The sequence below is a fragment of the Streptomyces sp. NPDC015144 genome, from assembly GCF_043079735.1.
Lineage (GTDB): Bacteria > Actinomycetota > Actinomycetes > Streptomycetales > Streptomycetaceae > Streptomyces.
Genome location: NZ_JBIBUU010000026.1, coordinates 63,046 through 88,306 on the forward strand (window position 1 = coordinate 63,046; position 25,261 = coordinate 88,306).

The 25,261-nt window shown below is 68.9% G+C and carries 24 protein-coding genes and 3 pseudogenes; 18 read left to right on the plus strand and 9 right to left on the minus strand.

What is annotated here, in order from left to right:
* Positions 1 to 14 precede the first annotated feature (14 nt).
* Together ACF08W_RS31570 and ACF08W_RS31575 are read left to right on the plus strand one after the other, a co-directional pair.
* Entirely contained in the window at positions 15 to 533 is a 519-nt protein-coding gene (locus ACF08W_RS31570) for a hypothetical protein (protein WP_392281386.1), read from the plus strand.
* Positions 534 to 679: 146 nt separating this feature from the next.
* On the plus strand, positions 680 to 3,208 hold the full coding sequence (locus ACF08W_RS31575; RefSeq protein ID WP_392281387.1) for a hypothetical protein: 2,529 nt from the start codon (positions 680 to 682) through the stop codon (positions 3,206 to 3,208).
* A gap of 307 nt (positions 3,209 to 3,515) precedes the next feature.
* Here ACF08W_RS31575 and ACF08W_RS31580 read toward each other — a convergent pair.
* Together ACF08W_RS31580 and ACF08W_RS31585 are read right to left on the minus strand one after the other, a co-directional pair.
* Positions 3,516 to 3,741: pseudogene (locus ACF08W_RS31580) on the minus strand (hypothetical protein); the annotation flags it as partial.
* Complete coding sequence (locus tag ACF08W_RS31585) at positions 3,741 to 4,205, minus strand: DUF2199 domain-containing protein (protein ID WP_392281420.1); 465 nt, start codon at positions 4,203 to 4,205, stop codon at positions 3,741 to 3,743. The pseudogene ACF08W_RS31580 and the gene ACF08W_RS31585, both read right to left, overlap by 1 nt.
* 351 nt (positions 4,206 to 4,556) lie before the next feature.
* Between ACF08W_RS31585 and ACF08W_RS31590 the strand changes: the two genes are divergently transcribed.
* On the plus strand, positions 4,557 to 4,976 hold the full coding sequence (locus ACF08W_RS31590) for an NUDIX domain-containing protein (RefSeq protein WP_392281388.1): 420 nt from the start codon (positions 4,557 to 4,559) through the stop codon (positions 4,974 to 4,976).
* The gene (locus tag ACF08W_RS31595; protein WP_392281389.1) at positions 4,973 to 5,377 is read left to right on the plus strand and encodes a hypothetical protein; all 405 of its coding nucleotides are present in this window, start codon (positions 4,973 to 4,975) and stop codon (positions 5,375 to 5,377) included. The genes ACF08W_RS31590 and ACF08W_RS31595 overlap by 4 nt, the downstream gene beginning before the upstream one ends.
* A 303-nt stretch (positions 5,378 to 5,680) precedes the next feature.
* Here ACF08W_RS31595 and ACF08W_RS31600 read toward each other — a convergent pair whose 3' ends face one another.
* The 4 genes from ACF08W_RS31600 to ACF08W_RS31615 all read right to left on the minus strand — a co-directional run bounded on the left by ACF08W_RS31600 (position 5,681) and on the right by ACF08W_RS31615 (position 10,575).
* Positions 5,681 to 6,406 (minus strand): DUF6461 domain-containing protein, encoded by a 726-nt coding sequence (locus ACF08W_RS31600; protein ID WP_392281390.1) that lies wholly within the window; start codon positions 6,404 to 6,406, stop codon positions 5,681 to 5,683.
* 78 nt (positions 6,407 to 6,484) lie between these two features.
* Entirely contained in the window at positions 6,485 to 7,774 is a 1,290-nt protein-coding gene (locus ACF08W_RS31605; protein ID WP_392281391.1) for a hypothetical protein, read from the minus strand.
* A gap of 549 nt (positions 7,775 to 8,323) precedes the next feature.
* Positions 8,324 to 9,430, minus strand: a complete 1,107-nt coding sequence (locus tag ACF08W_RS31610) for a ParB/RepB/Spo0J family partition protein (protein ID WP_392281392.1) — start codon at positions 9,428 to 9,430, stop codon at positions 8,324 to 8,326.
* Positions 9,427 to 10,575, minus strand: coding sequence for a ParA family protein (locus tag ACF08W_RS31615; RefSeq protein ID WP_392281393.1), 1,149 nt, complete (start codon positions 10,573 to 10,575; stop codon positions 9,427 to 9,429). The genes ACF08W_RS31610 and ACF08W_RS31615 overlap by 4 nt, the downstream gene beginning before the upstream one ends.
* A 280-nt stretch (positions 10,576 to 10,855) precedes the next feature.
* Here ACF08W_RS31615 and ACF08W_RS31620 point away from each other — a divergent pair, with 280 nt between their 5' ends.
* The 4 genes from ACF08W_RS31620 to ACF08W_RS31635 all read left to right on the plus strand — a co-directional run bounded on the left by ACF08W_RS31620 (position 10,856) and on the right by ACF08W_RS31635 (position 12,793).
* Positions 10,856 to 11,593 carry a hypothetical protein gene (locus ACF08W_RS31620; protein ID WP_392281394.1) on the plus strand — a complete coding sequence of 246 codons (738 nt, stop codon included), beginning with the start codon at positions 10,856 to 10,858 and terminating at the stop codon, positions 11,591 to 11,593.
* Positions 11,594 to 11,731: 138 nt separating this feature from the next.
* Positions 11,732 to 11,992, plus strand: coding sequence for a hypothetical protein (locus tag ACF08W_RS31625; protein WP_392281395.1), 261 nt, complete (start codon positions 11,732 to 11,734; stop codon positions 11,990 to 11,992).
* An 11-nt stretch (positions 11,993 to 12,003) separates the two neighbouring features.
* Entirely contained in the window at positions 12,004 to 12,612 is a 609-nt protein-coding gene (locus tag ACF08W_RS31630) for a hypothetical protein (RefSeq protein ID WP_392281396.1), read from the plus strand.
* Positions 12,599 to 12,793 (plus strand): hypothetical protein, encoded by a 195-nt coding sequence (locus ACF08W_RS31635; RefSeq protein WP_392281397.1) that lies wholly within the window; start codon positions 12,599 to 12,601, stop codon positions 12,791 to 12,793. Before ACF08W_RS31630 ends, ACF08W_RS31635 begins: the two co-directional genes overlap by 14 nt.
* 61 nt (positions 12,794 to 12,854) lie before the next feature.
* Here ACF08W_RS31635 and ACF08W_RS31640 read toward each other — a convergent pair whose 3' ends face one another.
* Positions 12,855 to 13,157 (minus strand): hypothetical protein, encoded by a 303-nt coding sequence (locus ACF08W_RS31640; RefSeq protein ID WP_392281398.1) that lies wholly within the window; start codon positions 13,155 to 13,157, stop codon positions 12,855 to 12,857.
* A gap of 357 nt (positions 13,158 to 13,514) precedes the next feature.
* Here ACF08W_RS31640 and mobF point away from each other — a divergent pair, with 357 nt between their 5' ends.
* The 7 genes and pseudogenes from mobF to ACF08W_RS31675 all read left to right on the plus strand — a co-directional run bounded on the left by mobF (position 13,515) and on the right by ACF08W_RS31675 (position 19,267).
* Positions 13,515 to 15,434: a MobF family relaxase gene (mobF, locus tag ACF08W_RS31645; RefSeq protein WP_392281399.1), complete on the plus strand. Its 1,920-nt coding sequence runs from the start codon at positions 13,515 to 13,517 to the stop codon at positions 15,432 to 15,434.
* A 124-nt stretch (positions 15,435 to 15,558) separates the two neighbouring features.
* Positions 15,559 to 15,756, plus strand: coding sequence for a hypothetical protein (locus ACF08W_RS31650; protein ID WP_392281400.1), 198 nt, complete (start codon positions 15,559 to 15,561; stop codon positions 15,754 to 15,756).
* A gap of 17 nt (positions 15,757 to 15,773) precedes the next feature.
* Positions 15,774 to 15,977: pseudogene (locus tag ACF08W_RS31655) on the plus strand (IS110 family transposase); the annotation flags it as partial.
* 611 nt (positions 15,978 to 16,588) lie between these two features.
* Positions 16,589 to 18,026: pseudogene (locus tag ACF08W_RS31660) on the plus strand (NF041680 family putative transposase).
* 32 nt (positions 18,027 to 18,058) lie between these two features.
* On the plus strand, positions 18,059 to 18,367 hold the full coding sequence (locus ACF08W_RS31665; protein ID WP_392281401.1) for a hypothetical protein: 309 nt from the start codon (positions 18,059 to 18,061) through the stop codon (positions 18,365 to 18,367).
* A 202-nt stretch (positions 18,368 to 18,569) separates the two neighbouring features.
* A complete protein-coding gene (locus ACF08W_RS31670; protein WP_392281402.1) occupies positions 18,570 to 18,854 on the plus strand; it encodes a hypothetical protein in 285 nt (94 codons plus the stop codon).
* 110 nt (positions 18,855 to 18,964) lie between these two features.
* Positions 18,965 to 19,267, plus strand: coding sequence for a hypothetical protein (locus tag ACF08W_RS31675; protein ID WP_392281403.1), 303 nt, complete (start codon positions 18,965 to 18,967; stop codon positions 19,265 to 19,267).
* Positions 19,268 to 19,294: 27 nt separating this feature from the next.
* Here the strand turns inward: ACF08W_RS31675 and ACF08W_RS31680 are convergent, their stop codons facing one another.
* The gene (locus ACF08W_RS31680) at positions 19,295 to 19,720 is read right to left on the minus strand and encodes a hypothetical protein (protein WP_392281404.1); all 426 of its coding nucleotides are present in this window, start codon (positions 19,718 to 19,720) and stop codon (positions 19,295 to 19,297) included.
* Positions 19,721 to 20,000: 280 nt separating this feature from the next.
* Between ACF08W_RS31680 and ACF08W_RS31685 the strand changes: the two genes are divergently transcribed.
* Positions 20,001 to 21,935, plus strand: coding sequence for a pRL2-11 (locus ACF08W_RS31685; RefSeq protein WP_392281405.1), 1,935 nt, complete (start codon positions 20,001 to 20,003; stop codon positions 21,933 to 21,935).
* Positions 21,936 to 22,020: 85 nt separating this feature from the next.
* Positions 22,021 to 22,830 carry a hypothetical protein gene (locus ACF08W_RS31690; RefSeq protein WP_392281406.1) on the plus strand — a complete coding sequence of 270 codons (810 nt, stop codon included), beginning with the start codon at positions 22,021 to 22,023 and terminating at the stop codon, positions 22,828 to 22,830.
* Between the two features lie 97 nt (positions 22,831 to 22,927).
* Here the strand turns inward: ACF08W_RS31690 and ACF08W_RS31695 are convergent, their stop codons facing one another.
* Positions 22,928 to 23,191 carry a hypothetical protein gene (locus tag ACF08W_RS31695; protein ID WP_392281407.1) on the minus strand — a complete coding sequence of 88 codons (264 nt, stop codon included), beginning with the start codon at positions 23,189 to 23,191 and terminating at the stop codon, positions 22,928 to 22,930.
* Between the two features lie 226 nt (positions 23,192 to 23,417).
* Here ACF08W_RS31695 and ACF08W_RS31700 point away from each other — a divergent pair, with 226 nt between their 5' ends.
* Positions 23,418 to 25,184, plus strand: coding sequence for an SIR2 family protein (locus tag ACF08W_RS31700; RefSeq protein WP_392281408.1), 1,767 nt, complete (start codon positions 23,418 to 23,420; stop codon positions 25,182 to 25,184).
* Positions 25,185 to 25,261: the final 77 nt, after the last annotated feature.

A 25,261-nucleotide genomic window follows, 5' to 3' on the forward strand; every position in this document is an offset into this window, starting at 1 on the left:
ATCCGGAGGTCACCGTGCTCAACCTGCCCACTTCCACCCTGACCGCTGGCGGCCTGGCCATCGGCCTGGCCATCCCGGTCCACTTTGCCGCCCACTGGCTCAAGGCCAACTTCAAGTCCAAGAAGAAGGACTGGCGGACCCTGATCCCCTTCGCCGGCGGCATGGCCTACGGGGGCATGGCCTCCATGTGCACCGGCGGCCTGATCGCCTTCGGCGCCGGGGCCATCACCCTGTTCGGGAACGGCGCCGGGTCGCTGGCGCTGTGGGGGATCACCGGCGGGGACGCCACCCGGGCCGTCCGCGCCACCCCGGTCGAGCTGACCGCCGACGGCAACATCCTGCTTTTCCTCCTGACCGTCGTCGTTTTCGGCCTGTGGAAGGCGATCAAGTCCGAGGAGAAGAAGCTCGCCAAGCGCGGCATCGTCGCCGGCGTCCTGCTCGGCCTGTCCGCCGTCCTCGGCGGCGCGGTGGCCGCCACCGTGATCCCCACCGTCAACAACTTCGGGACGCAGCTCCTCGGAAACGTCGGCTGACCCCCGCTCCCCCGACCGCCGTGTCCCGGCGCCATCGGTCGCCCGCACCCACCCGCACCGCCCCTCCGCCCTCGTGGCCAGGGGCGGCTCGTGTGTGCGGACGGCCGTCACCGCCCGGCCGCAGCCCCTGTTTCTGGAGAAGGACCATGACCCACCTGCCCGACCGGATCGTCGTCGACGCCGAGTTCGTCGACGACGACGAACCCACCACCGACACCGGTTCAGCCGACCGGCCCGACCTGCCCGACCGGCCTGGTCTGGTAGCCCGCACTATCACCTTCCTCAGCGCGGCCGCGCTTCGCGAGGCCACCGCCGTCCGCGAGGGCCTGCGCGTTCTGGGCGCAGAACGCGCCGGATGGTTCAACAGCGACACGGTCACCGACGCTCACGTCCGCGCCGACCTTCTCAACGACCGGCACGCTACCTGGCAGCAAGAGGCGGCTCGCGAGGCACAGAGCCTGACCGAGAAGGCCGAAGCGCTGGAGAAGGCGGCCGACGAGAAGCTGGCCGAGGGCAGCGCCGACGACGCCAGCCCGGCCGACCACAAACGTGCTGGCAAGGGCGCCGAGGCGCTGCGCTCCGAGGCCGCCGCGTGGCGCGAGCGCGTCCGGCAGATTGAGCTCCAGCCCTACACCGGACACCGCGAGCCCACCGCCGCAGAGCTCGCCGCCCACCGCAAACGCATGGGAAACCGCCGCCGCTGGAAGGCCATCGCGGCCGGTGTGGCCGCCGGGTGGGGCATGCTCCAGTTCGGCGGCCCCACGCTCCTGGGCGGCCTCCTGGGCGGGCTGGTGGCCGTCGGCTGGGCCAAGGGCCGGTTCACCGCCTGGCGCGCGGCCCCGCCGGAGGTCCCCCAGCTCGACTACGCCGCACCCGCCGCACCGGCCACCGCCACGGCCGCACCCACCAGCGCCTCCCCCGGCCAGGCCGCGTTCATCCCCGGCCAGACCGGGCCGGCCGGGCCGGTGTTCACCAAACCGGCTACGGCTGCGTCCGGGGCCGAGGCCGGTTTCACCGCGTCCTGGACCCCGGCCGACTCCCCTGCCCCGGCCGCCCCGTCCGGTCCGGTGGAGGGCGAGCTGGACTGCGAGGAGACCGACCAGCTCACCGAGGCGATGCTCGCCGCCGGAGCGATCAGCGAAGGCACCGTCCGTCTCGCCCGGCCCGACTCGATCACCCGCGTGCCTGGAGGATGGCTCGCCCACGTCGTCCTGCCCAAGGGCGACGGGGTGACCGTGGAGACCGTCCTGCCCAAACTCGGCCAGGTCGCCGGGGAGATGGGCCTCGACCGGGCCCGCTTCTTCATGGACCCGGTCCACGCCTCCGTCGGCGGCAACGCCAAAACGATCGCCGTCGCCGCCTTCCAGGAAGACCCGTTCACCACACCACGGACCTCACCCCTGGTCGGCATGGACTCGGTCGACGTCTGGACCGACGGCATCCCCGTCGCCTTCGACGCCTTCGGCGCCCTGGTCAACCTCGTCCTCAAGGACACCAGCCTGGCCCTCGGCGGCGCCTCCCGCTCCGGCAAGGGCGCGGCCCTGCGCGGCATCATCGCCGGCGCCCTACTGGACCTGCGAGTGAACCTCCGCCTGGTCGACGGCAAAGCACCCGGCCAGGACCGGTGGAGGAACCTGGCCGCCACCTTCATCGACGAACCCGGCACCAAGGGCGCCAAACGCACCCGCGCCCTGCTCGAGTCCCTGGTCGCCGACCTGGACCGCCGTGCCGCGATCCTCAAGCGGTACGGGATGGAACAGATCGACGACCCCGCCCTGATCGCAGAGCTCGGCGGCCTCGAGCTCGTGGTCGTCGACGAAGCCGCGGCCATCACCGGCGACAAGAAGCACGGCACGGCGATCAAGGAAGCCCTCAGCGCGCTCGCCGCCCGGGGCCTCGCGTTCGGCATCATCCTCGTCATCGCCACCCAGGTCGTCACCAAGGGCGCCGACGGCGTCCTGCCCCGCCTGGTCACTGGCAACATCACCTGGAAATGGGCGATGCGGGTCACCGAGACCACCGAATCCAACATGGCACTCTCCCAGGGCGCGGCGAAGGCCGGCTGGGACGCCTCCACCCTCGACCCGGCGATCCGCGGCATGGGCATCCTCCTCGCCGACCGCTACCGACGCATCCGCTCCCTCTGGCTCGACGGCCCCGACCTCCTCACCCTGATCGACACCATCACCCGCATCCGCACCGCCGCCGGACGGCTGCGCGGCCAGTGGACCGACCCCATCGAAGCTGTGATGCGCGGCCTGAGCACCCCAGCACCCGGACACGCTGCGTCACCACGACCGGCCCCTCCGGTCGACGAGTACGACGACATCGACGACGGCCTGGACGACGAATTCGGCCCCGACGGCGAGGACGACGACGGGGAGCAAGACGGCCTTGAGGACGACGGGTTCACCGCCGACGGCGTGCCCGTCCTTCTCCTCCGCGCACACGAGGCGGTGCTCGCCGCGGGGGGCCGGATGCACACTGGGCCCCTCGCCCAGGCGCTCGGCTACGAGGACTCACGGACGCTCGGCATCGACCTCAACAGCATCCTGCGGGAGGTCGACGTCGAGCGCCCCGCAGGCGGCCAGCTCCGCGTCCCCGGCACCGACAAACCCGGCCTCGGCTACTACGCCGACACCCTCGCCACCGCTATCGAAAGATACCGAGGGTGACCACCGCACCCCCAACACCCCCTACAGCGGCATCCCAGACACCCCGTCTGGGATGCCGCCCTGTATGGGTTCCTGACCTGCATGTATGGGGTGTCTGGGGTCGAGAAGGCCCCCTGGAATCCCGCCCGGCAGACCCCATACAGCCGCCCACCGGAACCCACCCCCAACAACCCTGACACCCCATACAACCTCACGCACCGTCACCCGTGAGTAGAGGGCGAACACCCCGGCCCCCGCCACCGAACCCACCCCCACCACAGCTCCGCGCCCGCCGGCACCAGCCGACGCCGACAGGCGCGGAGCACTGCCCACCCTCGTAGAAAGGGGCCGGCGGCAAGGCGAGGCCGCCCCAGCGGTCCTGGAAAGCAGTGGCCCGTTCGATCTCTGCCACGGGGATCCCGTGCTCGATCCACGCATCGTGGTGTCGCCGGATGTCCTGATGCGCGGATGCCCTCCGTCTCGATGAACCTCTGGGCCCTGCGGCTCAGGCCGGCAGGCGCGACCGGGACGGGCGATACGGGCTGGTCGGCCATTACCGCTGCTCGCCGTCACCGGTGTGGAGCACGGCCGACGCAATCTCCCGCACGCGCTCCAGGCTGATCCCTGTGCGCTGCTCGATGGCGAGGGGGTGGTCGGTGGGCTCCAGCTCGACGAAGGGGCGCTCGCCGACCGGGCGGGTATGGACGCGCGTTTTCAAATTGAGCGTCGTCGCCGGGTACACCGGAAGATCGGTGGTGAGCCAGCCGAAGTAGGGCTTCTCCGTTTCGCGGCCGGGTCTGTCCCACAGGTCTGAGACCCGGGAGAAGCTTTCTCGGCTGAGCGAGACCCAGACGCCCCAGGAGAACGCCTCGTCGCTGCCGATGACCGGTATCTCGATCAGGCCTTTGACGAAGTAGTGCTGAGCGCGGACCACGCACTGGTCCGTAGAGAGCAAGCAGTCGTCGGCGTCGGCGAAGGCCGGATCCCACACGGCGGGGGCCTCGGCCGTGTAGTTCATCGGCAGCTCAGGGTGGTGGGCCCCGCAGCACGTGCAGGTGAACCCCAAATCACTGGTCATGGGCCCGGAGCCTAGCGACGGACTCCATCCGTACCCGAAGGGGGCTTGCCCGGCACAACTCCGCGCGGCCAACTACCCCGCTCAGTCACAGCTGGCTACCCCGAGGACAGCTTCCGTGGCGCCTTGGCACTGGAATACCGCAGCTACGGAACAAGTGCACTCCGCCAACACTGCTCAAGACCTTGGGGTCCTGCCTGGAGTGCCACGACGGCACGCCGGCCGACCCCGCCAGCTACATCGCTCCCCCGGCCCAGCACCTGCTGGCCGCCTGACCCGAGAGGACCCCATCCCATGACCGACACCACCCACGAGACGATTCACCTCACCGCCGACGTCGTCCTGCTCGCCGCCGGCCACGTCCTGCTGATCGAGCGGGGCTGGGCCCCGTACAAGAACTCATGGGCTCTTCCGGGAGGTCACGTCGACAGCGGAGAGACCAGCCTGGCCGCCGCCGCGCGCGAGCTGGAGGAAGAGACCGGCATCCCCATCCCGGTCACCGACCTGCGGCAGGTCGGCGCCTTCGACGCCCCCGACCGTGACCCGCGCGGCCGGTACGTCAGCATCGCCTACACGACCACCCTGCCCGCGCCCATCCCGCCGACGGCCGGGAACGACGCCACCACCGCCCGCTGGTGGCCCCTGGACAAGCTCCCCGACCTCGCATTCGACCACGCCGACATCCTTACGGCCGCCACGGCCCGGCTGACGTGACCATCAGCACCGACCCCGCCGCCAGCACCGAATCGGCCACGGTGAACCGGAACCTCGACGCAGGGTGCGCCGACACGGCCACGGAGCTCGCACGCGTCGACGGCAAAGCGTCCTTACTGCTGGCGTTCGACGGCGCGCTCCTCGCCGGACTCGCCAGCCTCGCCGACAAACCCCTCCCCCTCCCCCTCCCCACCAAGATCATCGGCGCCGCCGCCATCCTCGCCCTGACGACCGCCGCAGTCCTGCTGCTCCTGGTCGTACGCCCGAACATCGGGGGCCGGAGGCTGCGCCGGCATGGAGGAGCAGTACGCCGCGGCGGTCCGCGAATGAGCCGTGCCGTCAAGGGACCACACCCGCACCCGCTGAGACGCGCGACGCCGTCGAGCGAGATGCCCGGGTGAGCCGCTCGTTGCGGTAGATCTTCGTGGCGAAGATGGTGAGCCTGTCTGAGCCCTGCTCTACCCGAAGGCCTGCCTCCGGCCCCGTGCCGGGGGCAGGGCCGGACGCGCCAATCCCCGAGCAGCCGGACCGGTGGGGAGCGGCCAGGCTGCGGCCCGGCTGGGAGCTGGAGTGGCCGCCGCGACCAGCAGCTGCGCGCCGAGGACTTCTGGGCAGCGGCCTGATCAGGCGAAGGCGGCAAGTCGTCTGAGATGTTGGCCATGGCGGCGGTGACGAACTTGCGTGCTCCCAAAGAGGCGATGCTGCTATTCCTCGGTTCTGAGGCCGTGTGTGTACCGGATGGTGGAGACGTTGGGAGCGTGCTGTGCCGCAGGTGGCTGAGGCCACCCGGGCTGGGCAGGTCCCAGTAGACGTCCCGGTGGCTGGAGGAGGCCAGGGTGCGGCTGAGGCGGTGGATCGGAGGTGCGGCTGTTGTCGTCCAGGAACAGGCTTAGCAGCGGGCCGTTGAGGGTGTCGGTGTCGAGCGCCGCCTCGGTGTGGTGGGCTACAGCCTTCAGCACGGGTACCAGACCGGAATGCTCCGTGCCCGCTGCGTCGAGCTGTTCCTGCACAGCGTTCCACCAAGGGTGTGGTGCAGGTGGTCTGGTGTAGGTGTAGCCGGGCTCGAAACGCTCGGTGCACTGACCGTCGCGCCAGCACGCGAAGCCGTTCATGCCGTCCCCGCCCCGTAGGACGCTGAAGGTCTCGGTGCCTTGGGATAGTGCCGACAGGGGGCCGGACATTGCACCCATGACTCCGTACTCCTCGAAGCAGAACGACCAGTTGTTCAGGGCTCCGGCGCGTAGCACCGATCCCTCTGCCCCGCTCAGCTGCACGGCTTGCTGTCGAGTCAGGATTTGGGCGGTTCGGCTGTCTGCCCCGTACCGGGCAAGGACGTCATGCGGTGTGATGCAGCGGGTGAAGGTCACGCACCACATCACCGTGCTCGGATCTGTGACCCATGCCCACGGCGTGGGCGGTGAGTCCTCCACGTTGTTCTCCTTCAGCTCTACGGAAGGGCCCCGAGAGTGTCCCTTCTCGGGGCCCTAGCTATGCGGCGGTGTCCAGTATCAGGCGATGATGTTGACGTTGTACTTCTCGGTGTCCAGGATGCGCTGGCTCTTCACAAAGGCCCCGTACTTGCCGCCGGCGGACTGGTTGGCATCCAGAGCGACGTGACCGCGTATACACGGCTCATCGAAGGTGACCGGCTTGTCTGTACGAGCCTCATAAATCATCCACTGCCCGTTCTGGAACAGCGGGATGATGTCGGCACACAGAGCACCATCGGTTCCCCCTTCGAACGATCCGGCGAAGGGGAACTCGTCGCAGGAGTCATTCGGCACGTACTGCGGAAGCAGTACAAAAGGATCGCTGCTCTGGGATCCGCACGTGCGTGCCCGGTTGGCGTCATTGAGTCCGTCCGCCCGACTCAGCGGGGCCCAGTCACGCAGGTTGGCCTGGGCGAAGCCGTATGCAGCGGCGGCCGCCCCGTGATTGGGGTCAGAGAGCGAGTACTCCAGGCTGGCCCTTCTCTCGGGGATGACACAGCCAGGCGTGGCGAGCTCCGCATCGCATCGAATTTTCGCCTGGACGGGGCTGTCCCAGTTGACGTTGGGCTGAGTGGGGATGCTGCCCGTGGTGGTGACGTACATGTGGTACTTCGTCTGGAAGCTGTCCGACGCGCCAGAAGCGATGTTGCTGTTGTAGGTGACAGATCCGGACGCCTGCGCACCTACGCCCAGAGTCCTGGCACCCGTCCAGGGGCGGTTGCTGGGTGCTGAACAGGCCGAGGTGCAGGACACGTCGAAAGAGACGTTAAGGCTCGTCACCTGCCCGGTCACGGCGATCACCTTGACGGTGATCAGCTCGTTCCAGCTCACGCTGGTGGCGCTGAGATCCATGCTGCTCTTCACGTTCATCAGGCCGGTACCCAAGACCGCGCCTTTATCGTTCCACAGCGTGTAGGTGATCTCCTGACCGTTCAGACACATGCCGCCAGTCCGGGTCCAGGTCCAGTAACCCGGTTGACTAATGTCGCAGGCTTCGGCGTCAGCGGTCTGTGCGGCACTCCACGCAGTAGAGGTGCGGCTTGCCACCAGCGGCCTGGTCTCGACACACGCCATAGTCGCACCGCCAAGAGCGGCCCGCGCGGAGGGCTGGATGGGGGAGCACGACTTTCCGGTGCCGATTCTCACTTGGCCCTGCTCCGATTCCGGGACTGGGAGGTCGGCGGCCTTGATTGTTCCAAGCGCCTGATGCCCGGGAGTGTCGGCTGCGGTAGCACTACCAGTGACAGCAAAGGACACGGCGGCTGCCAGCGAGGCAGCCGCCGCGATTATGCGCTGTGTGCGGCTCATCAACTTCCTCCTATTGAACGGATGCACACGGTGTGCACGTATGCGTGCACACCGTGAAGGACCGTAGTAGGGGAGTCGCATACCTTCCGAACTTGATCGAAATGTTGGCCATCGAAGATCGTCTCTTGTCTTGTGCGGCACTCTTGCGATTGGTGTGCCGCTGTGCACATGGCGCCCTGAGCGCCGGCAAACGATGAATGACGACAGGCGCGGCGGACACCCAATGAACCCGGACTTCTCGGGGCCTGCCGGCGGTACGGGTCCGATTGGATCCCTCTGGCGGCTGATGACAGGGTTCGCCAGCACGCAACGGAGCGGTCACCGATCCCACAGCCCTGATGAGCGGTTTCCAGGCGTGCGCAGAGTTCTCGCAGAGATCGATCAGGCCGACGCCGTGGTGATCGTGGGCACCGCTGTCACGGGCGAGTGCCTGAGTGCACGAGATGAGGCCTTGTTGCCCGGACCTAAGGTCCGGGCAACAAGGCCTCATCTCGTGCTTCTGGGGCCGTCGATTGACTGCCGACTTCGTGGAGAAGTTCTCCGATGCCTCTACTGGGCAGCGGACCGGACTGAGCCGCGGCGATGCTCAGCCATCTCGGCCAGCGTATCCACGAGGATCAAGAACTGGGCGTCGTCCATGCGGGCGTTGAGGAACTCGGCAGCCTGGACGGCGTTGTCGTAGGGAAACTTGATACCCGTGACTACCGGTTGCGCGGCCTCAGCCCCAGGCTGGTCCTTCCCGGGCGCATTGGCTCCGGACTCGTCCAAGGCCCGCTGATCGGCTTCACCGTCGAGCGCAGGGGTATTAACGCCGTTAACGGTCGAGACGTCTTCCTCGCCTGAGGTCGTCTCCACCGTCGGGGTATTAACGGCGTTAACGGTCGCGGGCGTCTCCTGCCGTGCCCGAGGGGATCGCTGCCGAGGCGTCTTGGCCGCAGCAATGACCTTATCCGCCTCAGCAGCCTGCTGCTCCTTCGGCAACCGGCCGATGCGACGTGCCGGTTCGACCTTCAGCGTCCCCGACTCGACCTTCTCCTGCAGATCATCCGTAAGCTCCAGCAGCGCGAGCCGCTGCGATACCCAAGCAGGCGTCTTACCCAGCCTCTTGGCCACCTTTCCCTGCGAACCATGGACGCGGACGAGCTCCTGCAAGGCTTTGGCCTGGTCCAGCGGAGCGACATCCACACGGTGGACGTTGGCGATCAGCGCGCTTTCCAGGATGTCCGCAGCCGTCGCGGCGAGGGCGTCGTTGACGTCGATTCGCAGCTCCGCAAGCTCGGCCTCAGCCGCGGCCGCGAGCCGTCGGTTCCCGTCGATAACGACGTACTCGGCCCCGGCAAGAGCTTCTTCCTGATCAGGGTGAACGGCCACGAACGCAGCCCGCCTGACCACCGTGACGGGCTGAATCTGCCCCTTCTCCCTCAGAGAAGCGGCAGTCTCGTCGATCTCCGTGAGCTCTTCGCGCGGATTGAAAGGGTTGTGAGCCAGGAGCTTCAGCTCGACCGACGCCGGGGGACGCTTCCCCTCCCCGTTAATGATCTGCTGGCGCGTCCGGACACGCCGTGGCGCCTCCTGGCCACCATCTTGGCCGTCCTCGTCCACAGTGAAGCCGCGCGTCACGCGTACCTGCGGGCCCTTGGGCTTGGTTTTCCTCATACCGCCAGTTCCTTCGCCAGGTCGCGCATCGCCTGCGCGTGCTCACTGTCGGGCGCATACTCCAGCAACGGGATCTCCCCGTCTGCAGCCTCCCGACCTTCCTTCAGATCCCCGATGACCGCCAGAACCGCCGGCGAACTGCTGCGTTCCCACTGGTCGCGGTTCTCCTTGACCAGCTTTCCGCGACGGCTGTCGTAGGCGTTGATGACCAGTCCGAGATAGTCGACCGTGATGCGTCCCTTGCGACACAGGTCTTCCATCTGCGTGCGCAGCAGCCGGAACGCCCGATGTGACGCCTTGTTTGCCCACACCGGAGTGATGACGCCAGAACGGTCTGACAATTCGCCTTCGCGGCGCCGGACGTAGTACAGAGCGGTGTCCATGTTCAGGCCGAGGCTGGGCGGCCCGTCGATGATGATGACGTCGTAGTCGTCCTCCAGAGGCTCCAGGGCACGTTCCAGGGCAGCCTCGCTAAACGACACCTTCGAAAGTGCCACGTCCCGCAAGAACGCGTCATCACTCGCGGGCAGCAAGTGCAGCCGCTCGCCGAATCGTTCCTGGTCCAACGCGACCAGCAGGTCGTGGATGTCGCCCTTGGCCGTCCCATCCATGTGCATCAGCAAGGTCTCGACGTCGTCCTCGTACATGAGGTCCTCGAAACCGAGTTCTGCAGTGAGGTGCCCTTGAGGGTCGTAGTCGACGATCAGGACCCGACGCCCTGCCTCGGCGAGGGCCTGGGCGACACCACTGGAAATGAACGTCTTACCAACCCCTCCCTTCTGGTTGGCCACTATGACGCGGGTGACCGGCTGTTCAGTGAGAGGAGTGGTGGGGGAGGGATGCGCTTCAAGCCAGAGCGTCAATGCCTGTGCCAGGCCCTGAACGTAAGTGACACCGCGCTCGGTGCACGCTGCCTTAAACCGATCCGGCTCACCGACAGGAAGAAATGTCCCCCATGTCTTGGCGCCCTCGGTCTTCACCTCTGGCAGGCCATCAGCCGTATGCCAGGCGTGGAGGGCATGCTCGACCGCGTCCTGAATGTCCATTCCATGCTCAAAGGCGCGGATCTTCAGGTGCCTGCGTAGCTGGGGAGTGAGAGCAGTGATTAGCTTCTCTCGCTCACCTCTGGGGCTGGGAATGCTCATGAGGCTAAACATTACTAGGACTCGCGTCGAGATCCTCCCTTCCAGCGCATTGCCGCGCGGAGCTCCCAAAACCCGGCGAAGCTCAGACCAGCCCGTAACCGAACCGGCCAGCAGTCGTTCTTCGCAGCAGAGTCGCCATGTGACGGCTCCAGCTCAGCACCCACCGCCCCGTGAGCGGAGACTGCATCGACAGCTGAAATACGCTCCGCGTAGTCGCCGCTGGCCTCGTTCCGTCTAAATCGCCAGCGTCAGATCACGGGGCTGACGCGGAAAGCAAGCCATGCAGTCCCCCAACCAGGCCCGGGCGAACGCGGCCCGGCGGCGACAGGCCGAAACTGGCGAACCGTACGCAGCTGCGCTGAAGGCAGTTCGGGCGGACCGACTTCGTAAGCTCGACGACATCACGAAGGCCACGGCCCCTCCCGCAGGCCCAGGCCCCAAGAACTTCCACGAGATGCCTGTCCCCGAAACCCTGACCGAACTCGTGCGGTACCACTCCCACCGAATCACCAGGTACCTCTACCTCGCGATGGACGAAGGACGCTGGGGCCAAGACTTTGCCGAGTGGCAGAGGATGACGCTCTACAAGCTCACCGACGCCCTGGAACACCTCAACCTCCTGATTGGCACGATCAGCGCCTACTTGCGAGACGAAGGAGTAGAGCAGCACTCCCTACGCCGCTTCCTTCAGCTCAACGGAGATCACCAAGTCGAGGCATACCTCACACCACGAGTCGAAGAGCACCTGGCTGGACTAACAGGCCAGCCAGCACCCGAGCACTCAGTGGTGTGGCATTCCGTCGGAAGCGACATCGCTGCCCGTTCTGGCTGGAGCCAGCCAGAACGACACGAAGTACTGGAAGCAGCCCTGTACGCGCTCTACGCCAACTACCCCGACGACAGCAAAGCCTTCAACCACCTGCCCACAGCTCTTCGAGAACGTGTCCTTGCTCTGGTCCCGCTCGCGAGAGACCTGGAACCGGCGCCCCCTGAAGTCGATGCCGGGGGCTCCCGATGATGCGATGCGAGCCTTGAGGCGGCATCGCAGAGGCGGCCAGCTACCTCTTCGATAACAGTGGGCCGCTGGCTCCCGGTCAGAGGTCCGGCTGGCCGGTGCCGGCTCGCCGCTCTGTCCGCCTCGGGTCAGGCTGGGAGCGTGAGCAGTGCGCCGATCGTGGTCCACCGGCCGTCCAGCGCGGGCGGCCGGCGGGTCACCGTGCACAGCCGTGGCCGGGAGGAGCGCCTCGGTACCGCTTTCTCCGACCACGACCTGGTCGTGCTCCTCGAAGGCGCCGGTGTCGACGACCCCGAGCGTGTCCTCGATGACCCGCGGTGGGTGGAGTGGCGTGGGGGAGACCCCCACGACTACAGGGCTGCGCCTTCGTCTTCGGGGCCTGGCTCGGTCACGGGGCGGTGAGGATGGGGCGCGTGCCGGTCCTTCGTCCGCCGGTGGAACCGATGCTGGCGCAGGCCCGGGACACGGTGCCCGGGCCAGGCGCGCTGCCCGGCGAGCTACGGCTTCAGCCGAAGTTCGACGGCTACCGGGCGCTCGTCTTCACTCCGTGGCCGGCACATGGTCCAGTGCTGCTGCAGTCCCGCCGTGGCAGATTCCTGCAGGACCGTCTTCCCGAGCTCGTGGACGCGGCCGCGGCCCTGCCCGACGGTCTGGTCCTCGACGGTGAGCTGGTCGTCTGGGCGCAGGGCCGGATGTCGTTCGAGGCACTCCAGCGCCGAGCGGCCTCCAGCGGCCGGACCGCTGCCCGGCTCGCCCAGGAGACCCCGGCGCACTTCATCGCATTCGACCTCCTCCAGGCCGACGGCCAGGAGCTGCTGCACGTCCCGTACGGGGAGCGGCGCGCCCGCCTGGAGCAGCTGTTCACCGACCGAGGGCTGAGTGCTCCGTGGACGCTGTGCCCAGAGACGACCGACGTGGCGACGGCCCAGGAATGGCTGACCTCCTGGACACAGGTCTCCGGTATCGAGGGGCTGGTGGTACCTGCCCGGGGCCCGGGCGCTCTACAAGGTGCGCCGCCGTGACACCACCGAGGCCGTGATCGGCGCGGCCACCGGCACCGTAGGGCGGCCGCGGACGCTCGTGCTGGGCCGCCTCGACGCGGAAGGCGTGCTCCGGCCGGTCGCCCGCAGCACACCGCTGCGGCCGGACACGGCACGGGACCTGGCCGAGCGGCTGGCACCGGCAGAGCCCGGGCACCCGTAGGCGCTGGCGCCGAGCCCGCCGGCGACTGACCCCTTTCCCGCGGCCCCGGCGGGGTACGGCGTCACGGGCCGGTGAGGATGTCGTGAGTGCCGATGCGCCGCCAGATCACGTGGGGAAGGCCGGGAGACTGCGCGGGTCCGTACTGCCAGGTGGCGCGTCCTGCGGGGCCGGTGCCCATGGACCAGGTGAGTTCGTAGACGCCGGGTGCTTGCTGGACGCGCTTGATGCGCAGGCCTGGACGGAAGCTGCCGGTGCGCAGGTCTTCGACGAAGGCCGCCACGGTGCGGCGGAATCGGCGGCGCTGGTCGGGGGTGAGGCGGTCAAGATCGGCGGTGAAGCGGGAGGTGGTCTCGTACGTCGGCACGTCGGTTCTCCAGGAAGCACGAAGCCCCCGGTGCTGCCGGGGGCGATGGGTATCTGGCTCGGGTGTGGAGTCGGTGGTGACGAGTGCGGGTGGGATGTCCTTGGTCGTCGTCCGGGAAGTAGTACGTGAATGTGCGCTGGATAGTGCTGGAGGCGGTTACGCGGCGTTCTTGAGGCGGGTGAGGCGTGTGTGACTGGCTGCCGCGCAGCATTTACATGGCCCTGGTGGTGTCCGCCGGGTGGGCACGGTGGTTCCGCGAGCGCCCGCCGGGCGGGATCGGCCGTGAAGTTTCGGTGAACCCTCCCGTCTCACGAGATCGCGCTTTTCTGCAGGTCAGGGTCGGTGTGTGCTGTGGCGATGCTGAGTGTCGCGAAGATCCAGAGGCGTAACGCGTGGCGGTACTACATACGCGGAGTGGCGTTCGGGGACGGCCGTCGCCCGGCCGGACAGTCGTTGAAGGACGCCCAGGAGCTGGCCGGGCTCCCACCGGGACGGTGGCTGGGGCGTGGTCTGCGTGCGCTGGGGCTCATCGAGGGCGGCCAGGTGTCCGAGCGTCAGATGGAGCTGCTGTTCGGCGAGGGCCGGCACCCGGACGCCGACCGCATCGAGCGCGGCCTCCTGGACGGAGGCGTCGACACGGCCACGGCCCGCCGACTGACGGTCCTGGGACAGCCGCTCGAGGAGATCGAGGCCCGCAAGCAGACCCCGGTGCTCGGCATGGACTTCACGTTCCGGCCGCAGGCGTCGCTGGTCGTGCTGTGGGCGCTGGGCGACGCCACCGTGCGCCGGGTCATCGAGCGGGCACACGAGAGGGCCGTCGCCGTCGCGCTGCGCTGGATTGAGGATGAGGTCGCCGAGACCCGGTGGGCGTCGGGCCGCGGCCGCGCGAAGACGCCCGCGCTCGTGGTCGCTGCCTTCCGGCACCACGACAACCGCGACGGCTTCCCGCTCCTGCACGAGCACTGCCTGATCCTCAACCGCGTCCAGCGGCTGGATGCCGACGGTGAACCGGTCTGGGGTGCGCTGGACACCTACCGTCTCTACCAGAACGTGGTGGCCGCCGGGACGCTCTACACCCTCGCCATGACGACCGAGGTGTGCGAGACCCTCGGGCTGGCGACCGTGCCCCGGGAGGTCACGCCGGGCCTGCGACCGGTCATGGAGATCGCCGGAGTGCCCGAGGACCTCATCAACTGGACGGGTACCCGCCGCCAGCGCATCGAGGACGCCCTGGAGGTACTCACCGACCAGTACGTGAAGGACCACGGGCACCTGCCCTCAGAGCGCGGCCGTCACCAACTGGGCTGGTGGGCGGCGCAGGAGACCCGGCCCGCGAAGAAGAAGCCGAAGCCGCTCGCGCAGCTGCTCGCGTGGTGGCGGGCCTCCGCGATCCTCCGCTTCGGCCAGCAGCTCATCGACAGCCTCCTGGACAGGTGCCGAGCCTGGGGCACGGCGATCCGGGCGCGGGTGGATCCCGCCGTGGACGTGACGCTCGCCGCCGTCGACGTCGCCGCGGTCGTTTTCACCGTGCGGGAGAAGTTCTCCCGGCGCCACGTCCTGGCCGAAGCGCGTCGGCACCTGCTGGAGACGCTGCGCGGCCGTGAGTTCACCCGCGGCCTGGACGACTACATCGCTCACCGGGCCCTGCTCCGGCACTCTCGCCTTCACACGGTCACGAAGCCCGGCCGCCAAGCGCCGGCGGCGGACCGGATGACCTACACCGCCGACTTCCCGGTGCCCCACCGGTGGTGGATCGCCCCCGCCGAAGGCACACCGCCACGGGAGTCCAGCCGCTACGAGCGCGCCCGCCTCGCCAGCCTCGCCGTGCAGAACGCGATCCGCGACGCCCGCATCCGAGCCGACACCGCCACCGCCACCGCCACCGAGGCGACGACCTCGGCCGTCTCCGCACCCGCCGACCACCGCGACCTCGAGGGCGAGACGGCATCTGCTCCCCACGCCATCGACCAGACCGGCCGCGACACCGCCCTCACCCCGGCACAGCGGGCCGCCGCCGTCCACGCCCACCAGCAGGCCGCGATGCCCGAGGAATACCTGGAGGGCCGCACGACCGACCCGGCGACGTGGCTACGCACACCGAAGAACCTGGCCCGGCTCGCCGCCTTCACCCGCGCCGCCGACACCCGCCGCCGCGCCATGGAGGACCGGAAGGCCGCGGCGGCCGACTCGGCCAGCCCGGTCGACCAGCACCGCCAGGAGCACGAGCAGCAGCGTCAGCCGCCCGGTCACGACCAGGGCCACAGCCCCCGGCCATGACCGCCCGGCGGGACGCAGCTCGAAGTCGGCGCGCCAGAACCCGGGACATGACCGGCGCTCCGGCTCCGGAGACATCAGGGCGCAGCGAAAGTACGGGGACCGCCCACGGACACGAGGAGGAACCATGGTCGACCTGATCCTGATACAGCTCTCACCGGAACAGCAGGAGCGCCTGGAGCGGCTCACCGACGCCAGCCGCCTGCGACAGGCGGAGTCGCCGACACCGAAGCCGCTGCCCGTCCGGCGCCGCTCACGGCAGTACCCCGGTGGCCGGCCGAACCCGTGGCGCGCCGCGCGCCTACGCCGCCGCTACTCGTGGTGAGTGGACACGGTGGACCCGGATACCTCTGGGCCTTCGCCACCCTCACCCACTCCAAGGGCGCCAACGCCCACTACCGGCGCCGACGAGAGGTGGGAGACTGGCATGCCCAAGCCCTCCGGCACCTGTTCAACCGCATGCTCGGACAGCTCCACCACTGCCTCCTGGCACGTGTCCCCTTCGATGAAGCGGTCGCGTTTCCGCCTCCTGCTGCAGCAGGGTGATCACCGAGGCATCGGCTCATGACAGGCTGACCCTTCTGAGCTTGTTCTTTATCTTCTGCGGTCTGAGGCTGGGTTGGGCGGGCCCATGAAGGCGTCGAGCTCTTCGACAATCTTGCGGAGCTCGCGGGCTCCGCGAGGCGACATTGCTTGGATCACGCCGTCGAGCAGGGCACGGCCTTCGAGAGGGTTGCCGCAGCAGTACCAGTGCACGTTGCCGAACTCATCGTCGTGCCAGAGTTCGCGGGCAGGCCGGTGGACGTAGTCCTTCCACAGGCGCAAAGCCGAGTTGATGTCCCCCGGTTGGAGGTAGTTCCGCGTGCGTTCAAGACGAACGATCTCGGACAGCGCTCGCGGCGAGAGGCGGTCGATGGCCGGCCTCGGGCGGTGTGACTGCTGCCGGTCCGGAATTCCGGCCCGGATGTGTCCTGGCCGTCTACGCGGCATGGGCCTTTCGGTTGGTCGTCATGCCGCACATGGTGCCACAAGGTCGAACGGCGTCTCGAACGGGTTCGCTCGCCTGGGAATTAGCCAGACGTGGGGGTGGCCTTCGTCTGATCATGTGCTCCGACCAAGGAGTACACGTGACCACGACGAAAGCCGCGAGCGTGAGTCTGCTGCACCACGAAGTCCGGCGGGAAGCGTTCGCTGAAGCGTCACGCTTCAGGGGCGAGTTCTACGAGTTGTCTGACCGCCCGGCGCGATGAACTGTTCGAGCTGGCGGACGCGGTGCTGTGTGCTGACGGCGCGGTGAAGTCCCCGGTGGACCTGACGCTGCTGCCCGAGCACCGTCGTAGGCACGGAGCGATGTACGGAGGCCTGAACCACGGCCGGATCGACGTCGACCGGTTGCGGGCGGTGCTGGCCACGCTGCCGCTACCGCGTTTCGACGGCGGGCGCCTGGTCCTGGCGGTCGATGTGTCACCGTGGCTTCGCTCGGACGCACCGTGCTCGGCGCACCGGCTGTTCTGCCACGTTTACGGCCGTGCGAAGACGGCATCGCAGTTCATCCCGGGCTGGCCCTACTCCTTCGTCGCCGTGCTGGAGCCGGGTGCCACGTCCTGGACCGCGATCCTGGACGCGGTCCGGCTCGGCCCGGTCGACGACGCGACGGCGGTCACCGCCGCCCAGCTCCGAGGAGTCGTTGAACGGCTCATTGCCGCAGGGCAGTGGCAGGCCGGGGACCCGGCCATCGTGATCGTGAGCGATGCCGGCTATGACGTCACCCGTCTCGCGTGGGTTCTGCGCGATCTGCCGGTCGAGATGGTCGGGCGGGTCCGCTCCGACCGCGTCATGCGCCTGCCGAAACCACCGCGGATGCACGGCGTCAACGGCCGGCCGCCCAAGCACGGCCCGGAATTCCGCTTCACCAAACCGGAGACCTGGCCCGAGCCCGCGATCACCACGGTCACCGACACCACCAACTACGGCAAGGCCGAGACCCAGGCGTGGGACCGGGGCCATCCCCGGCTCACCCACCGCTCCTCCTGGCTTGACCACGACGGCGAGCTTCCTCTGGTCGAGGGCACGCTGATACGACTGAAGGTCGAGCACCTGTCGAAGGACCGAGATGCCCCGCCGGTGTGGTTATGGTCCTCCAAGACCGGCGCCACCCCAGACGAAGTAGACCGTTTCTGGCAGTCATTTCTCCGCCGCTTCGATCTGGAGCACACCTTCCGCTTCGCGAAGCAGACTCTCGGCTGGACGACACCGAAACTCCGTACTCCCGAGGCGGCGGGCCGCTGGACATGGATCCTGATCGTCGCTCACACCCAGCTCCGGCTCGCCCGACAGCTCGCCGCGGACCTCCGACGGCCCTGGGAGAAACCCACTACCGCCGACCGGCTCACCCCGGCCCGGGTCCGCCGGGGGTTCAGGAACATCCGCGCTCACCTCGCTTGCCCGGCCCGTGTTCCCAAACCCCGAGGCGCAGGCCCCGGACGGCCACCCGGCGCCAAGAACAAACACCGGGCACCCCGCTACGACGTCGGCAAAACCGTCAAACGACCCGAGACCCTCAGGGCCATCGGCAAGCCCGGAAGATCCTGGTAGATAAAGAACAAGCTGAGTACGGAGGGGGAGCCATGGCAGATATCGGTGGGTGGATTTGGGAGCGCAACCTGCGGTCGTTCCTGGAGTTGCTGTCGCACTACGTGGGCTACGAGTTCGACGCCACCGACTGGGAGACGGTCGCTCTCGCGGTCGAGGCAACCGACGACGACCAGCCTGACGGCTGGTACTCGTACCCCTTGATCGGAAAGCATCGCCAGGTCGAGGTTCGCCTTGCCCGCGCGGTTGGCGGCGATGAGCTCATGGTGGCCGTGAACGGAATGCTGACGCCCGAACTGGAAGCCCGGGCGGACACTCTGATGGCCGCATTCTCAGCTGGCTGACCAAGGTCAACTTGACGGCTTAACTGCATGAGGTGTCTTTCCCACCCAGTGGCCGTGGGGAAGAGGTGTCCTTCGTTGCCCGAGACCGGCGGCCAGGACGCGACGCTAACGGACTCGGTCCTCTACGTTCCCGCCCGCTCGGTCCCGCGACCGCGTCTCCACCCGGGAGACCACGCGTGGCCGGGCGGAGAGGAACGCCACCATGACCTTCATCGAGCCCGGCCTGTCCGTACGCGACGGCTTCGCCGAAGGACCGCTCGCGGATGCCGCGCTGTCCCGCGCGGCCCGCGCCGCGCAGCTGCTCGACGACCTCCAGGAGCAGGCGCCCACGCTGACCGACGGCCAGCTGCGCGACGGCGTGCACCGGGCGCTGCGCCGCTTCACCCAGGAGCAGCTGCCCGTCCGCCGGGCCGACAGCTTCATCGCGCTGATCCGGCGCGGGGTACGTATCGAGTGGCCCATCTCCGACCGGCTGCCCTGCGCCTGACGCCCGCCGGGCGGGAGGCCCCTGCCAAGCCCTCCTGCCTGGCGGGAGGGGCTCGGACTATCGTGCGCCGCCGGCCTTCCGCTGTCCGTGGCGGCTGGGACGCTGGCCGGATGAACGCCGATGACGAGCAGCTGCTGCGCGGCCGGGTGTACGGCCACGATCACGACGGCCCCAACCCCGGCCCGCTGCCGCACCAGACGTACGCCGCGCTGGTCGGCGGCCCGCGGGACGGCCTGCTGCTCGACATCACGGGCTGTCGGCCGGAAGAGATCGAGGACGGCGTTGCCCTGGTGACCGAGCTGGGGCGGTGGCCCGGCGGCCGGGCGCTGTACGACCCGCTCCCCGACGCCCCGCGCCCTGCCGCCGGCCCGGGTGTGGTGTGCCGCTTCCACTACTCCGGCGACACACCCTGACCGGCGCTCATGGCGCGGGGCCCGCGGCTACGCCATGCCGCTGTAGTCCTGCGGTGCCTTGCGCAGGATCGCGACCATCTGGTCCTCGGTGAGCTTGCGGTGCACCAGCGCGGAGCAGCTGGCGATCTTCTGGAACAGAACGTCAGCCGGGATCACCGGGACGTTCGCGAAGAGCAGGTGGTGGTCCGCCCCGGCGCCCTCGCTGAATTCCCGGTGCAGGAGCCAGATCGCCTCAGCGAACATGGGGTAGTTGCGCTCGTGCTTGGCCCACAGGCATTTCAGTGACTCGGAGCCGGTGTCGCGCTTCACGAAGCCCCACCGGTACGAACCCTCAGCGGTCTTGTCCTCGAACGTGTTGTCGCGCTGGTACTGAATCCAGTCGTTGAGGATCTCCCAGCGCAGAGCGTTGACGATCACTCCGTTTGGGGCGTCGGCCTGCATCGCATCGGACACGAAAGCTTCATCGAAGGACATCGAACCACCGTAGCTACTCAGCGAGTTGGTAGGGCTCGATCCATCCGTCTCGGCTGGATCGGACCACCGAATTTCACGGTGTACGTCGCCCAGCAGGCCGCTACATCAAACTTCGCGCCGTTTAGTGGTGGTCTTTCCTCCCGGTACGCCCGCTCTATCCACAGGTGAACCGTTCTACGTTCTACGTCCGAGCGTCGGTGTCCGCTTTCCACGGCTCTGTCACGCCCGCACGCACAACCAGAACGAAGGGCGGACCGCCGTGGCGCAGACGAAGTTCGACAAGCAGGTGGAAGAGACCGCGGAGTCGGTGGCGTTCGGCATCGGCCGGTTCCTGGCCGGACGGCCGCTGGACGGGGTGAAGCGGACCGACGCGACGTTCTGGCGCTCGGGCACGAGGGTCCTGCCGAAGGTGGAAGGCCGCGTCTCCCGGTCTTCATACCGGGCTGGGTGGAAGCGCCTGACCTTCCGCATCAGCTCGCTCGCCGCGATCGGCGGGGGCGGCTACCAGGCCGGGTGGGTCCACCAGGACGCCACCGTCGCCGCCGCCCAGGAGATATGGGCCGACCCGGATCCCGCGCTCGCCGCGCTGGAGCAGACCGGGATCGCCGCGGCGTCGACCGCGGCCGTCTCGACCGCCGCCTACCTCGCGCTGACCCGCAAGCGCCGGGAGCTGATGCGCGAGTGGGTGCTCCCGCTGCACGAAGCCCTCGCGCTGCCGCTGCGCCTGCCGGAGCAGACCGACCCGCGCCGCTACCTCCACATCCCGCGGAACTTCAGCGAGGACGACGCGGTGATCCGCGTGGACGTGCCGGGCCGTCTGGACTTCTCCAAGGACCTGGTCGTCGACATCATCACCACCAAGCTCGCCCTTCAGGGCGTCACCTTCTCCTGGCACTTGGCGGGCCGCGAGACGTACGTGACGGTGAAGAAGACCCGCAAGCCCCCGGCCAGGGCGGCCTTCAAGGACCCCAAGGTCCGCGAGGCGGTGGCCGCCGCCAAGGAGTCCGCGCCCGTCATCGGAATCGGCTCCGCCGGGCGGATCGTCACCGTCGACCTGGACGACCAGTCCCCGCACATCCTCGTCAACGCGAGCACGGGCGGCGGGAAGTCGGTGACCCTGCGGTGCATCGCCTGCCAGATGCTCCACCACGGCAGCCTCGTGTTCGTCCTGGACACCAAGCGGATCTCCCACCCGTGGGCGTCCGGCCTGCCCGGCGTCACCTACCGCCGCGACATCGCCGACATCCACGACCAGCTCATCGCCCTCGGAATCGAAGGCCGGCGCCGTACCCGCGTCGCCGACGACCTGGGCATCGACGCCGACCCGAAGGACATCGGCCCGCGCATCCTGATCCTCCTCGAAGAGGTCAACGCGACGATGAAGCAGCTCGCCCGCTACTGGGAGAAGACCCGCGAGCCCGGCGACGCGAAAGTCTCCCCGGCCGTCGACGCGCTCAACGAGATCCTCTACATGGGGCGCCAGCTGCGCATGCACGTACTCCTGGTCGCGCAGTCCGCCACCGCCCGCGCCCTCGGCGGCCCGGAGGCCCGCGAGCAGTTCTCCACCCGCATCCTGGCCCGCTACAGCGTCAACGCCTGGCGGATGCTCGCCCCGGAAGTCCACCCGGCACCGAAGTCCACCAAGCACCAGGGGCGCGCCCAGGTCGTCAACGGAGGCAACGCGCGGGAGACGCAGATCCTGTTCTTCACCGAGACCGAAGCCCGCGAGTGGGCCACCACCGGCAAGACGCCCCCGCCCGCATCCGGCGCACAGCCGGGCCCGGGGCAACTGCAGAAGCCGCCCGCCGACTCCCTCGCCGACGCCTGGTCCACATCCGCCGCCGAACCCCCGCCCGCCGCCGAGCCGCACGTTGACCGTGACGCGCTCGCCGACACCTGGAGCCACACCCCGGCCCCCACCGCTGACCCGGGCGGCCCCACGGATCACACCACGCCGCCGCCGACGCCCGCGGCCCCGGTCGACGACGACCAGGTGGTGGGGCTGCGCCAGGCCGCCGAACACTACCTGCCCAGCATCACCCTGGCCGCGCTGCGCTTCGCCCGCGCCAACGACCCGACCTTCCCTACCCCGGTCGACAAGCGCGGCACTGAACTCCTCTACCGCGCCGGTGACCTCAAGAAGTGGGCCCGCAACCGGCCCCGCGCCGCCACCGGCACCACCGACCTCGACTGAACGGCCCAGGCCGCTCCAGCCGACACCACCCCGCCCGGAGAACACCCGGTTCACCGGGCACAGCACAGAAAAGGAACACCCCGCCATGTGGAAGACCAAGCAGAGCACCGTCCCGCAGCAGGTGCGCCTCACCGACCCGGGCGTTCGCGAGCAGCTCGAAGCGCTGCCCGCCTCTCAGGTCCTCATCGGCCTCGGCACGGACGGGCAGCCGCTCGGCGTCGACCTGGACAACGAATCGCCGCACGTCCTGGTCTGCTCCGCCTCCGGCGGCGGCACCTCCACCGCCCTGCGCACCCTGGCCGCCCAGTTCCTGCACCACGGCGGGGACGTCCTGGTCCTCGACACCAAGCGCATCTCCCAGACGTGGGCGCACGGCTTGCCGGGGGTGACGTACCGCAGCGACATCGCCGACATCCACCACGCCCTCATCGGCCTCCGAGTCGAACTCACGCGCCACGTCGACGAGCACGGCGAAACCGCCGACCTGCCGTACCTGGCGGTGGTGTTCGAGTCCGCCGGCCCCACCCTGCGCCAGCTGGCCCGCCACTGGGACAAGGTCCGCCAGGCGGGCGAGCCGAAGACCTCCCCGGCCGTCGACGCGTACGAGGAAGTCCTCTTCGCCGGGCGCGAGGCCCGCATCCACATCCTCGCCGGCGCCCAGAGCTACAGTGCCGCGCTGGGACGCGAGCAGTTCTCCACCGTGCTCCTGGGGCGGGTCACCACCACCACCTGGGGCCAGGCGGTCCCGCAGATCGCCACCGTCCCGAAGGCCAGCACCCACCCGGGCCGCTTCCACACCGTGCAGCGCTCCACCGCCCACCTCACGCAGGTCCTGCACCTGAGCGAGACCGAAGCCGCCGCGTGGGCCACCGCCACGGACACCGAGAAGGACTGACCGACAGGAGAAGTTCCTGCACCCGCTGGTTCACGGCGGGTGCAGGAACTTCGTGGTGGTCGCCCGGAGCTGGCGAGGGAGGCGGCTCCGGGCGAGGTCAAGCGGACGCCGGATCGGTCGTCTCCGTGGGGAACGGTCCGGGGCCTTGGAGTCGGTCGAGTCGTTCGTACAGTGCCCGCAGCGTACGGGCCCGGTCCCTGACGCGGTGCAGGTCGCGTGGGGGCCGGGCGAGGCAGTCCTCGGTCTGGTCCACGACGAGCTCGGCGAGTGGCCGGTGGCGGTCGTCCTCGGGCAGCCCGGCCACGAGCGCGCGGACGTCGTGGGCGGCCGCGCGGGCCGCACTGCGGCGGGGTCGGATCACGTCAGCACGGCACGGGCGACGTCCTCGTGCACGGGCCAGTCCAGCGGCAGTTCCGAGGCGATGCCGGGTTCCATATCGACAGAGGTGCTGCCGCAGGGGGTGAGTAAGGGAGAGCCACCCTTTTCGTCGCTCTGACGTAAACTGGTGATGGGTGGTCAACTCCGGCCGCTTTACTCCCGCGTGCCCAAGGAGGCGTGCCGTGGTCGATCCGTCGATGGAACCTCATGTGAATCTTGCACTCGGCCTGCAGGCCGTACCCGGGGGGTACGCGGTGCTGCTCGGCGCCGGGGCTTCTGTATCGGCCGGCATGCTTTCCGCCTGGGGTGTCCAGTGCGACCTGATCCGCCAGATCGCCAGCGTCGACGGCGTGGAGATCCCCGACGGAGACGATGGCCCGTACGACTGGTACCTGGAGCGCTTCGAGCGCGAGCCGTCCTACGACACCCTCCTGGCCGGCCTCTCCGGGACCACCAGCGGGCGCCAGGCGCTGCTCCGCTCCTACTTCGAGCCCGACGAGACCGAGCGCGAGCAGGGCATCAAGCAGCCCGCGGACGCGCACCGCGCTCTCGCTCGCCTTGTCGCCGACGGGCACATCAGGGTGATCATCACCTTGAATTTCGACCACCTCATCGAGGACGCCCTGCGCGAGGCCGGGCTGCGCCCGACCATCATCAGGCGCCCGTCCGACCTGACCGGGATGATTCCCCTGCATGCGCAGCGCCAGGGTGTGGTCATCCATCTTCACGGCGACTACCTCGACCCGGACAGCATGCGCAACACCCCCGAGGAACTCATGGAGTACGAGCAGGAGGTCGACAAGCTCCTTGACCAGGTCTTCGACGAGTACGGCCTGATCATCGCCGGATGGTCTGCCAAGTACGACCCGGCCCTGGTGAACGCCCTCAAGCGCTGTCCCACCCGCCGCTTCGACACCTACTGGGCCGACCCCTACCCCCTCTCCACCGCCGCCACCGAGCTCCTCGAACAGCGCCAGGGCGCCTACGTGGCGGCCGGCGCCGACCGCTTCCTCACCCGTACCGCCGACGCCGTCACCGCGCTCGCCGAGCGCAACCGCGCTAACCCCCAGAACATCGCCACCGCCATCGCCACCGCCAAGCGAGAACTGCGCAGCGACGGCCCAGCCATCAACCTCCACGACACCCTGCGCCGCGAAGCCGCCCGCCTCGCCGACCACCCGCTGCGCACGGCCACCGCCGACGTCCCCCAGCCTGAGCTGGGGGCTGAGCACGATCGACGGCTCACTGAGTGGGAGGCTGAGACCGAGACGCTGGCCGCTCTCGCCGCGGTCACCGCCTACTGGGGCAACGACACCACCGACCGGTACTGGTTCGCCGACGTCGAGCGCCTCGCAAGTATCACCTGGGGCACTGGCACCGGCCAGAGGGCGCTCAACGACCTGCGCCGTGCGCCGGCCACCCTACTTCTGCACAGCGCCGGTGTCGCCGCCGTCGCGGCCGAGCGCTGGCCGTTGGTGGCCCGTCTGCTCACCGGTTCTCGCGCTCAGGACATCATCCGCAGGGTCGACATGCCTGCGGCGGCCCTGCTCGGGCCCGAGACGGTTCTCGGCCTGCGCACCTCCGCAGCACGGGTACACAAGTACCTCAAGCCCATCTTCACCGGGCACGTGGTGGCCAACGAGAACGCCTTCACCGAGGCATGGGAGCGCTTCGAGTACCTGCGCCTGTTCGTCCAGGAGGACGCCGGGAACTACATCGCCACGCCGCACCTGCTGGTCTCCGGGACGCGCGGCGACTACCGTCCGCTGGCATCCCAGTGGCTCGACCGCGAACTTGAACAGGGTGACCAGCACCCGCTGCTGCGCGCCGGCTTTCTCGGCGGGGACCTCGACCGGGTCACCACCACCCACAAGATGGTGGACTCCCATATCTCCGAGTGGGTCAACCACATCGACCAGAACACCAGCAAGGTGATCAACAGGTCCGGGCCGTTCTATTCCGACGAGCCGAGCTGATCAGGGCTAACGAGCGCTGGGGCCGTCACCGACAAGGTGACGGCCTCTGGGAACCCCCGAGTGACCCGGTCGTAGCC

Excerpts from the sequence above, each read along its gene's own strand:
- ACF08W_RS31675 (WP_392281403.1), top strand. The coding sequence starts at position 18,965 with ATGAACGCCGATGACGAGCAGCTGCTGCGCGGCCGGGTGTACGGCCAC.
- ACF08W_RS31605 (WP_392281391.1), bottom strand. The coding sequence starts at position 7,774 with ATGAGCCGCACACAGCGCATAATCGCGGCGGCTGCCTCGCTGGCAGCC.
- ACF08W_RS31665 (WP_392281401.1), top strand. The coding sequence starts at position 18,059 with ATGGCAGATATCGGTGGGTGGATTTGGGAGCGCAACCTGCGGTCGTTC.
- ACF08W_RS31575 (WP_392281387.1), top strand. The coding sequence starts at position 680 with ATGACCCACCTGCCCGACCGGATCGTCGTCGACGCCGAGTTCGTCGAC.
- ACF08W_RS31585 (WP_392281420.1), bottom strand. The coding sequence starts at position 4,205 with ATGAACTACACGGCCGAGGCCCCCGCCGTGTGGGATCCGGCCTTCGCC.
- ACF08W_RS31650 (WP_392281400.1), top strand. The coding sequence starts at position 15,559 with ATGGTCGACCTGATCCTGATACAGCTCTCACCGGAACAGCAGGAGCGC.
- ACF08W_RS31610 (WP_392281392.1), bottom strand. The coding sequence starts at position 9,430 with ATGAGGAAAACCAAGCCCAAGGGCCCGCAGGTACGCGTGACGCGCGGC.
- mobF (WP_392281399.1), top strand. The coding sequence starts at position 13,515 with ATGCTGAGTGTCGCGAAGATCCAGAGGCGTAACGCGTGGCGGTACTAC.
- ACF08W_RS31690 (WP_392281406.1), top strand. The coding sequence starts at position 22,021 with ATGTGGAAGACCAAGCAGAGCACCGTCCCGCAGCAGGTGCGCCTCACC.
- ACF08W_RS31590 (WP_392281388.1), top strand. The coding sequence starts at position 4,557 with ATGACCGACACCACCCACGAGACGATTCACCTCACCGCCGACGTCGTC.
- ACF08W_RS31670 (WP_392281402.1), top strand. The coding sequence starts at position 18,570 with ATGACCTTCATCGAGCCCGGCCTGTCCGTACGCGACGGCTTCGCCGAA.
- ACF08W_RS31615 (WP_392281393.1), bottom strand. The coding sequence starts at position 10,575 with ATGAGCATTCCCAGCCCCAGAGGTGAGCGAGAGAAGCTAATCACTGCT.
- ACF08W_RS31620 (WP_392281394.1), top strand. The coding sequence starts at position 10,856 with ATGCAGTCCCCCAACCAGGCCCGGGCGAACGCGGCCCGGCGGCGACAG.